This window comes from Clostridium bowmanii (assembly GCF_018861315.1).
Lineage (GTDB): Bacteria > Bacillota > Clostridia > Clostridiales > Clostridiaceae > Clostridium_AD > Clostridium_AD bowmanii.
This window is the reverse complement of record NZ_JAHLDL010000113.1, coordinates 1-659: the sequence shown is the minus strand read 5'-3', so window position 1 is coordinate 659 and position 659 is coordinate 1. Positions and strand designations below refer to the sequence as shown.

Here is a 659-nt window from a genome sequence, read left to right as displayed (position 1 = left end):
TGGGGTGAAGTCGTAACAAGGTAGCCGTAGGAGAACCTGCGGCTGGATCACCTCCTTTCTAGGGAGTAGATGCAAAGACTTCGGTCGATGCAACAAGAAAAATATTAATTTATTTTTCAAAATGTCTACTGTAATTACTCGTAACCTATTCTCTGTTTAATTTTGAGAGACTAATTTTAGTTAACTTTTTAGAGTTAAATTAATAAATAGTTTTTCTAATAATAAAATTGTTAAAATGGGGGTATAGCTCAGCTGGGAGAGCACCTGCCTTGCACGCAGGGGGTCAAGGGTTCGATTCCCTTTACCTCCACCATTAATGGGTCTATAGCTCAGCTGGTTAGAGCGCTGCTCTGATAAGGCAGAAGTCGATGGTTCGAGTCCATTTAGACCCACCATTTTTTATGTTCTTTGAAAATTGCACAGTGAAATAAGTTGTTTTAATAAATTGAAACCACGTAAGTGGTTAGATAAATTAAATACAATTTCGCAAAATCAATTAATATGTTTATGCAAATAAACAAGATCGTCTATTTTAATAGGCGAAATTATCTATGTAAATAGGTAAGAACAAAGGTCAAGCTACAAAGGGCGCATGGCGAATGCCTTGGCACTAGGAGCCGAAGAAGGACGCGTTAAGCTGCGATAAGCTTTGGGTAGGC

2 tRNA genes and 2 rRNA genes are annotated in these 659 nt (G+C 38.2%); all 4 read left to right on the top strand.

The features are described from left to right. Positions 1-58: ribosomal RNA gene (locus KPL51_RS23125) — 16S ribosomal RNA — on the top strand; the annotation flags it as partial. Positions 59-237: 179 nt separating this feature from the next. Beyond that, positions 238-313 (top strand) — tRNA-Ala (locus KPL51_RS23120). A 5-nt stretch (positions 314-318) separates the two neighbouring features. Further along, a tRNA-Ile gene (locus tag KPL51_RS23115) sits at positions 319-395 on the top strand. Between the two features lie 177 nt (positions 396-572). Then, positions 573-659 (top strand): 23S ribosomal RNA (locus KPL51_RS23110); the annotation flags it as partial.